The sequence below is a fragment of the Nocardioides sp. genome, from assembly GCF_036503465.1.
Classification (GTDB): domain Bacteria; phylum Actinomycetota; class Actinomycetes; order Propionibacteriales; family Nocardioidaceae; genus Nocardioides.
The window spans coordinates 1-8,217 of sequence record NZ_DASXWU010000082.1; the positions used below are offsets into that span (position 1 = coordinate 1).

The following is an 8,217-nucleotide window of genomic DNA, read 5'->3' on the forward strand; positions in this document are numbered from 1 at the left end:
GGTCTCCGCCGACGGCAGGACGCTGTGGCTGTCCGGGCGTTACGACGGGGTCGTCTACGGGTTCGACACGCGCACCGGCCGGCTGATCGCGAAGATCCCGGTCGGCGGGAGCCCGCACGGCATCGCGGTCTGGCCGCAGCCCGGGCGCTACTCGCTCGGCCACACCGGGAACATGCGGTGAGCCTCCGCGTACTCCTCTCGATCGTCCTCCTCGGGCCACTGCTGATGGGATGCGGGGACCACACGTCGTCCACAGGTCCACGGGCCTCCACGACCAGAGACGCGGCCCGGGCCCCCGCCACCCGGCGGCCGGCTGTACCGGAGGTGGCGGCGGCGAACCTGTCGCACTGGCGACTGCCGTTCCCGGTCGCCCGGGCGGTCGCGATCCCGATGCGTCGCGGCTCGGTGGTCCTGGCCGGCGGGCTGCTCGTCGGCGACCGGTCGTCGGGCCGCGCGTTCCGGCTCGACCCGAGGACCGGCGTCGAGCACGCACTGCCGTCGTTGGCGGTTCCGGTCCACGACGCGGCCGGAGGCCTGGTCGCCCGTGCGCCGACGGTGGTCGGCGGGGGCAACTCCGCCGAGCAGTCGGCGGTGCAGACCTTGGCCCCGGGCGGCTGGCGCCGGATCGCGGACCTGCCGACGACCCGCTCCGACCTCGGCGTCGCGGAGTGGCGGGGCAGCGCCTACGTCATCGGAGGGTACGACGGTGCGTCCGTGCCGCGGACGATCCTGCGGCTCTCGCCCCATCAGGCTCCTCGCCCGGTCGGCGCTCTGCTCGATGGTGTCCGGTACGCCGCCATGGCGCGGATCGGCTCGGACGTCTACGTCTTCGGAGGTGAGGTTGCAGGCCGCGAGCTCGACACGATCCAGGAGGTCGACCTCGCCACCGGCCGCACCAGCCCGGCAGGACGGCTGCGGGTCCCGCTCGGGCACGCGATGGCCGTCCCGGTCGCCGGCCGGATCCTGGTGATGGGAGGGCGGGTGGCGCCGTACCGGCAGACGGACGCCATGTGGTGGTACGACCCGGCATCCGGCGACCTCCGTCTGGCCGGGCGTCTCCCGGTGCACCTCAGCGACGCGGCGGTCGCGACGTACGGGCGCCGGATCTGGCTGCTAGGCGGTGAGTCACCCGGCATCACCGACCGGGTCGTGGCGGTCGGACTGCGGTGAGTCACACACCTGCCTCCGGGACCCTCCAGTCAGGTGTGAGACAGGATCCCGCGCCTATCACTGGTGACATGGGCGATGCACGGACCGAGCGCGCGCACAGCCGCACGCGGCTGGCCGTGGCGCGCCCCTCCGCGCGCGCGGCCGGGGCGCTCTCACGACGGGTGAGAGGAGGCAGCGGGCTGGTGATCGGCGGGCGTGTGCTGCTGGCGGTCGAGCCTCGCGCCCTGCCGGAGCTGAGCCGGGGACGTGACGTCACGCTGGTGAGCGGGACCAACGGCAAGAGCACGACGACCGCGCTCATCGTCGCCGCTCTCGGTGCGGGCGACGACGTCGCGACCAACCGCGAAGGCGCCAACACGGCGACGGCCCTGGCCGGCCTCCTGGCCTCGACCGAGGCCGAGGAGGTCGTGCTCGAGGTGGACGAGGACTGGCTGCCGTGGGCGATCCGGGAGACCTCGCCTCGAACGGTCGTGCTCACGAACCTCTCGCGCGACCAGCTGACCCGGCACCACGAGGTCGGCGCGCTCGCCGAGACCTGGCGCAGCGGCCTGGCCGGCGTTCCTCTGGTGATCGCCAACGCGGACGACCCCGCGGTGGTGTGGTCGGCGCTGGCCGGCCACAATCACGTCTGGGTGGCCGCCGGAGCGAACTGGACGGCCGACTCGCTCGTGTGCCCGGCCTGCGGCGGTCGGTGCGTCCGGGCCGGATCCGACTGGGCGTGCGACTCGTGCGAGCTGCGCAGGCCCGACCCGGACTGGTGGCTCGACGGTGACGTGCTCCGTTGCGCGACGACCCAGGCCCCGCTGACCCTCGATCTCCCGGGGCGGTTCAACGTCGCGAACGCCGCCCTGGCCGTGACCGCAGCGCACATCACCGGCGGGGTGCCGGTGTCGGAGGCGGCCGCCCGACTGGGCGTCGTACGCTCCGTGGCCGGTCGCTTCGAGCAGGTCCGCTTCCACGGACACGACCTGCGGATCATGCTGGCCAAGAACCCGGCCGGGTGGCTCGAGCTCCTCGACCTGATGGCCGACGACCGATACCCCTTGGTCCTGGTCCTCAACGCGGAAGGCGTCGACGGTCGGGATCCGTCCTGGATCTACGACGTGTCGTTCCGTCCGCTGCGTGGGCGGACCGTGGTCGTGCAGGGACGACGGGCGACCGACCTGTTGGTGAGGCTCGAGCACGACGGAGTCGCCGCGAGGCACATACCGGGATCGCTGGCCGCAGCGCTGTGGAAGCTCCCGGCGGGCCGGGTCGACGTCGTGGGGAACTACACGGCGTTCCGCGCCGCGGTGCAGGAGGTACGTCGTGCCTGACGAGCTCGGCATCGTCCACGTCTATCCGGAGCTGCTCGGCACCTACGGCGACCGGGGCAACGTGCTGGCCCTGGTCCACCGGGCCGCCGCACGCGGGATCACCGCCCGGGTCATCGAGGTGGCCCTCGACACGCCCCTCCCCCGCGACGGTGACCTCTACCTGCTCGGCGGGGGCGAGGACTCGGCGCAGCTCCTGGCCGCGCGGTCCCTGCTCGCCGACGACCGGGCACGCAGCGTGCTCGCCGAGCGACCCTGTCTTGCCGTGTGCGCTGGGTTCCAGCTCCTGGCGCACCGCTTCGAGGACGCCGACGGGCAGCCGCAGCCGGGTCTCGGTCTGCTCGACGTCACCTGCGGCAGGCTCGCCCGGCGCGCTGTGGGCGAGATCGTCACCGAGCCCGAGGACCTGCCGGGCGTCCCGACGCTGACCGGCTACGAGAACCATCGCGGCACCGCCGTGCTGGGACCTCGTGCGCGTCCGCTCGGCCGGGTCGTCACGGGGGTCGGCAACGGCCGCGACGGCTGGGAGGGCGCCCGGCAGGGCCACACGTTCGCCACCTACCTCCACGGGCCCGTGCTGGTCCGCAACCCGGCACTCACCGATCTCCTGCTCAGCCGAGTCGTCGGCGAGCTGGCGCCGTTCGACGACACCGACGTGGAACGGCTGCGTGACGAACGACTCGACGCTGCCGACCCACGACGCCATCGCGCCCGCCGGGCGCTGTTGGGCCACTGGGCGGCCTGATCTGGGAGTGCGGCTGCTGGGCGGCAGCCCGGGCAGCGGTGACCCCGGACCCCTCCCCGGCCACCAAACCGATCCCAACCCACCGCCACCCGCAACCGGCCCCGACCACCACCCAGCAGCGGTGACCCCGGACCCGTCCCCGGCCACCAGACCGATCCCAACCCACCGCCACCCCAGCCGGCCGACCGCTGCCGAGCAGGGGCATGCACGCTCAGTGGAGCGGGAGGCGGAGCTCGAACCGACCTCCCGGACCCGGTCTCGCCACCAGCTCGCCCCCGACGGCGCGCGCCATGCGTCGGGCCAGCGGCAGGCCGAGTCCGGACCCGTCGGCTCGGGTTGAGTGCCCGGGCTCGAACACCGCCTCCACCTCGTCCGCCGGCACTCCCGGCCCGTCATCCATGACGCTGACCACGACATGCCGTACCTCGCGGGTCACCTCGAGGCGGGGGTCCCCGCCTCCGTGACGTTGCGCGTTCTCCATCAACGGCTTGACCGCGGCGACCAGCAGCGGGGTCGGAGCCGGCACCAGCAGGTCGTCGAGACCGGTCGACGGCTGGTCGAGCGCGGCCACGAGGTCGCCGATCCGCGAGACGCGACGTACGTCGGTGCGGGCCCGGGCGACGGTCAGCATGGTGTCGATCGCGGATCGCATGCGCAGCGCGGCATCCCGGATGGCCTCGAGCGTCGCCCTCTGGTCGTCGGTGGCACCTTCACGCGCCAGGTCGGCCTCGGCCAGCACGATCGCCAGGGGTGTGCGCAGCTCGTGCGCGATCTCGTCGGTGAGCCGACGCTCGGCCGAGAGCGTCTCGGCGATCCGGTCCAGCATGGTGTCGAGCGTCCGTCCGAGATGCGCGATCTCGTCGCCGCCGGGCCCGGGGTTGAACCGTGCGCCCAGATCGTGCTCCCGCCACTCGTCAGCGGTGTCCGACATGGCCCGGACCCGCAGGAGAGAGTGCCGCGCCGCGATCCAGGCGGCCGTCGTGGCCAGGAAGACCGCCACCGCCGCGAGTGCGAGCGTCAGCCAGAGCGAGTGCCGCTCGGACCCCTCGTACGGGCCCAGGTCCTCGGACACGACGACCGTCGCCACGCGGCTTCCGTCGCGCACCACGGGCTGGGCCAGGAGCACCAGGTCCTCGTCGGTGAGGCGACGCGCCGTAGTCGACGACGCGAGCTCACGTACGTCGTCGCTGTAGCGGTCGTTCGACGCCGGGAGCCGTCCCGCCACCATCCGTCCGTACACGTCGAAGATCCACGCGTCCTGCTGCAGCAGCGTCAGCCCCTGCTCGCGCACGCGGATCCCGGACGGTGTCACGCGGACCGACGTGGCCGCGGTCGCGGCGCGGTCGGCCAGCCGGGCCCGCACGGTGGCGTCGTTCGTCTGCCTCAGGAGCACCTGGACCCCGAGCACGAGCAGCGCGGAGGTCAGGGTCGCCACCAGGAGCGACGTCACCGCCAAGCGAGCCGGAAGGGAGTGGGGCATGGTCATTGCCAGCGATAGCCGACGCCGCGGAGCGTGGTGATGGCGCCACCACCGACGTCGTCGAGCTTTCGCCGGATCCTCCGCACGTAGGAGTCCAGCGTGTTGTCGCTGACCTGACCACCCATCGGCCAGGCGGCAGCGACGAGGGTGTGCCGGCGTACGACCTGCCCCGGCTGCGCCATCAGGCGCCCCAGGAGACGGAACTCGGTCGGCGACAGCGTCACCTCCCGGTCCCCGCGGGTGAGCGCGTGGCGGGAACCGTCGAGCAGAGGCTGATCCGCGGGCACGCTGGCGACCGGCGTACGACGCCGCAGGAGCGCGTCGAGCCGGACCCGCAGCTCCTCGAGCTCGAACGGCTTGCTGAGGTAGTCGTCGCCGCCGGCCTCGAAGCCCGCCACCTTGTCGTGCAGCCCGTCGCGGGCCGTGAGGAAGAGGACCGGGGCGTCGACGCCAGAGGCGCGCAGCGCGAGGCAGAGATCGCGCCCGTCCCCGTCCGGAAGCCCGATGTCCAGGATCAGTACCTGTGGCGGCGTCTCCCGGAAGGCGCGCATGGCCTCCGACGCCAGGGCGACGGCCTGCACCTCGTGCCCGACGTTGCGCAGCGCACGCGTGAGGACGGACCGCAGCCCGGGCTCGTCCTCGCAGACACCGACCGTCGCCACGAGGTCGACCCTAATCGGCGGGCCCGCATCTTTCGGCACGCTCGTACGCCGCAGTCAGGCTCGTGGCAGGCGTGGCGCCTCGCCCGACCGACCGTCCTTGCGACCGGCCAGTACGCCGGCGACGCCGAGGTTTCGGCAAAGCCGGGCGCGGCAGCGATCGCCACGCGATGATGACGCCGTGAGGTCACGGGCTGTCAATCGGAACCCGCGACGCTGGACGGACCGGTCCGGCCGGGTGCGGGTGGTCGAGGGATGGCACCCTTCGCACCCGGACGGACTCGGGTACAACCTGCTCATCGACGATGACTGGATCGGAACCTTCGAGACTCTGGAGGGCGCAGCCACCGCTGCGGCGATGCACGGCCCGGGGCGGAAGGGGCACGCCCGCCTGCGCCAGGTCGCGCTCCTACCCAGCCTCGAGGCCCGACGGGGAGCCACGGACTGAGCGGTACGGGCCGCCCTTGAGGCGTGCCGCGAAGGACAGTCCTCGACGGTCAGAACTCGGCGACCGGCCTGATCTCCACCACGGGGTGCGCCCGGACCAGGACCTGTGCCGCCTCGACGAGGGCGTCGTACTCGTCGCAGGTGACGATGAAGAAGCCGGACAGCTGTTCGGCCGACTCGGCGTACGGCCCCTCGGTGACCAGCACGTTCGACCTCGGCCCCCGCTTGATCGTGCGGGCCCTGCTGCTGTGCGTGAGTCCGGCGCCACCGGTCACCGCGCCGCCGCGCGCCGCGAGCAGCTGGCCGAACTCGTAGTCGGTGTCGAAGGTCGCCTGGCGGTCGGCCTCGCTGGCGGCCGCCCGCTCCGCCTCGTTGTCGGCCGGAAACATGACGATGTAGTCGGTCAAGACGCTTCCTCTCGAGAATGGATCTGACACCGAGGTGACGAAGGAGCAGTGCTTGCTTCGACGTTCGGGGCCAGAAACCCTACGAGCATCTCTCACGGGGTCGCGCCAAAGCGCGGAAAAGGGCCGCCGACGGCGGCCTCTCGGTGGAGCTGAGGGGACTCGAACCCCTGACCTTCTGCATGCCATCGCCCAGAAATGACCGAGCCGCTACCAGCTGCGCCCGGCGCGAAAAGGCCGCCGAAGGCGGCCTCTCGGTGGAGCTGAGGGGACTCGAACCCCTGACCCTCTGCATGCCATGCAGATGCGCTACCAGCTGCGCCACAGCCCCATGGATTCCACCCGCTCGCGCGGGCAGGCAACTCGCAGATGTTAGCCAACCGGTCCGTCGGTGGCGAAATCGGGCCCATGCGGTGACGACATGGCCTTCTCGTTGTACGACGTGAGCCGGAGGAGGCCTCGGGCGTGGTCCTCGGTGAGCACGCAGTAGGCGGCGTTCTCGATCCCCTGGAGCGATCGCGACTGCTCCCACGGCCAGCCGAGGACACCCATCAGGCCGACCTTCAGACAGGCTCCGTGCAGCACCGCGATGCCGGTCTCGCCGGCTCCGAGCGCGTCCAGGCACGCGAGGAGCGCCGGCACGACACGGTCGCGAACCTGCTCGGTGGTCTCCTCCCCGGCGACCAGCGTCGCGGACGTCCCGGCCAGCCACGCGGCGTACTCCGCGGGATGCAGTTCGGCGAACTCCTCGAGGGTCAGGCCGGACCGCTCGCCCACGTCGTACTCCCGCAGGCGAGGGTCCTTCTCGACCACGAGCCCGGTGGCCGTGGCGACGTGCTCGGCGGTCTGGGCGGCCCGCATCAGGTCGCTCGACCACAGCCGGGACGGACCGAAGCCGGCCAGCGCCCGCGCCACGGCCTGGGCCTGGGCGTGGCCGGTGGCGTTGAGCGGTACGTCGGCGTGGCCCTGCGCGCGGCCGGAGAGATTCCAGTCAGTCTCGCCGTGCCGGACCAGCACCAGCGTGCGCGGCTCAGCCACCCGAGGTGCCGGCGGTCACGTCGGCCGGGAGTTCGATCAGCGGGCAGTCGCGCCAGAGCCGCTCGAGCGCGTAGAACTGGCGCTCCTCCTCGTGCTGCACGTGTACGACGACATCGCCGTAGTCGATCAGCACCCAGCGCCCGTCACGCTCCCCCTCGCGCCGGATGGGCTTCTCGCCGAGGTCGCGCAGCTTGTCCTCGATCTCGTCCACGATCGCCTTCACCTGGCGGTCGTTGCTCGCCGACGCGAGCAGGAACGCGTCGGTGATCGCGAGCTGGTCGCTGACATCGAACGCGATGATGTGCTGCGCCAGCTTGTCGGACGCCGCGCGAGCGGCGGTGTGGACGACGTTGACGGCGTGGTCGGTGGCACTCACTCGGGGTCCCCGAGGCGTTGTTCGGCGGAGGAGCGGCTTGGGGTGAAGCGGTGCGGGGAAGACGAAAAACGACTTGGGGTGATCATGCAGAGCTTTCGGAGCTTTCGGGAGTGAGGGCGGGATCCGGAGCCGTCGTGCGCGGGTACAGCTGATGCTTGGCGATGTACTGGACGACACCGTCCGGGACGAGGTACCACACGGGCTCTCCCCGCATCGTACGTCGGCGTACGTCGGTCGAGCTGATCGCCAGCGCCGGCACCTCGACGATGGTGACCCGGTCGTTGGGGATCTTGCCGAGCGTCTCGGAGTCCATCACGAACCCTGGCCGGGTACAGCCGACGAACTGCGCCATCTCGAACAGCTCGTCCGCGTCACGCCAGGTGAAGATGTCGGCGAGCGCGTCGGCGCCCGTGATGAAGTACAGGTCGGCGCCGGGCAGCGCCACGCTCAGGTCGCGCAGCGTGTCGATGGTGTACGTCGGGCCGCCGCGGTCGATGTCGACCCGCGAGACCCAGAAGCGAGGGTTGGACGCGGTGGCGATGACCGTCATCAGGTAGCGGTCCTCGGCGGCCGTGACCTGCCGGT

Annotated in this window: 10 protein-coding genes and 1 tRNA gene; 4 read left to right on the forward strand and 7 right to left on the reverse strand. The window is 72.1% G+C overall.

Annotation, left to right across the window (positions count from 1 at the left end; translation table 11 throughout):
• The 4 genes from VGK78_RS15040 to VGK78_RS15055 form a co-directional block, all read left to right on the forward strand.
• Positions 1–181, forward strand: a 181-nt coding sequence (locus tag VGK78_RS15040) for a YncE family protein (protein WP_414690695.1), incomplete at its 5' end; no start/stop codon positions are given.
• A 143-nt stretch (positions 182–324) separates the two neighbouring features.
• Positions 325–1,170: a hypothetical protein gene (locus VGK78_RS15045; RefSeq protein ID WP_331528497.1), complete on the forward strand. Its 846-nt coding sequence runs from the start codon at positions 325–327 to the stop codon at positions 1,168–1,170.
• A gap of 68 nt (positions 1,171–1,238) precedes the next feature.
• Complete coding sequence (locus tag VGK78_RS15050; RefSeq protein WP_331528498.1) at positions 1,239–2,486, forward strand: MurT ligase domain-containing protein; 1,248 nt, start codon at positions 1,239–1,241, stop codon at positions 2,484–2,486.
• On the forward strand, positions 2,479–3,228 hold the full coding sequence (locus VGK78_RS15055; protein WP_331528499.1) for a type 1 glutamine amidotransferase: 750 nt from the start codon (positions 2,479–2,481) through the stop codon (positions 3,226–3,228). The genes VGK78_RS15050 and VGK78_RS15055 overlap by 8 nt, the downstream gene beginning before the upstream one ends.
• A gap of 211 nt (positions 3,229–3,439) precedes the next feature.
• Here the strand turns inward: VGK78_RS15055 and VGK78_RS15060 are convergent, their stop codons facing one another.
• From VGK78_RS15060 to nadD, 7 genes are all read right to left on the reverse strand, one after another.
• The gene (locus VGK78_RS15060) at positions 3,440–4,663 is read right to left on the reverse strand and encodes a HAMP domain-containing sensor histidine kinase (protein ID WP_331528500.1); all 1,224 of its coding nucleotides are present in this window, start codon (positions 4,661–4,663) and stop codon (positions 3,440–3,442) included.
• A gap of 47 nt (positions 4,664–4,710) precedes the next feature.
• The gene (locus VGK78_RS15065) at positions 4,711–5,370 is read right to left on the reverse strand and encodes a response regulator transcription factor (protein ID WP_331528501.1); all 660 of its coding nucleotides are present in this window, start codon (positions 5,368–5,370) and stop codon (positions 4,711–4,713) included.
• 494 nt (positions 5,371–5,864) lie between these two features.
• Positions 5,865–6,221, reverse strand: coding sequence for a YciI family protein (locus VGK78_RS15070; protein WP_331528502.1), 357 nt, complete (start codon positions 6,219–6,221; stop codon positions 5,865–5,867).
• A 255-nt stretch (positions 6,222–6,476) separates the two neighbouring features.
• Positions 6,477–6,549: transfer RNA gene (locus VGK78_RS15075), tRNA-Ala, on the reverse strand.
• A gap of 41 nt (positions 6,550–6,590) precedes the next feature.
• Positions 6,591–7,256 (reverse strand): histidine phosphatase family protein, encoded by a 666-nt coding sequence (locus VGK78_RS15080; protein ID WP_331528503.1) that lies wholly within the window; start codon positions 7,254–7,256, stop codon positions 6,591–6,593.
• Positions 7,249–7,632: a ribosome silencing factor gene (rsfS, locus tag VGK78_RS15085; RefSeq protein WP_331528504.1), complete on the reverse strand. Its 384-nt coding sequence runs from the start codon at positions 7,630–7,632 to the stop codon at positions 7,249–7,251. The genes VGK78_RS15080 and rsfS overlap by 8 nt, the downstream gene beginning before the upstream one ends.
• A gap of 82 nt (positions 7,633–7,714) precedes the next feature.
• On the reverse strand, positions 7,715–8,217 hold a 503-nt coding region (gene nadD / locus VGK78_RS15090), incomplete at its 5' end, for a nicotinate-nucleotide adenylyltransferase (RefSeq protein ID WP_331528506.1).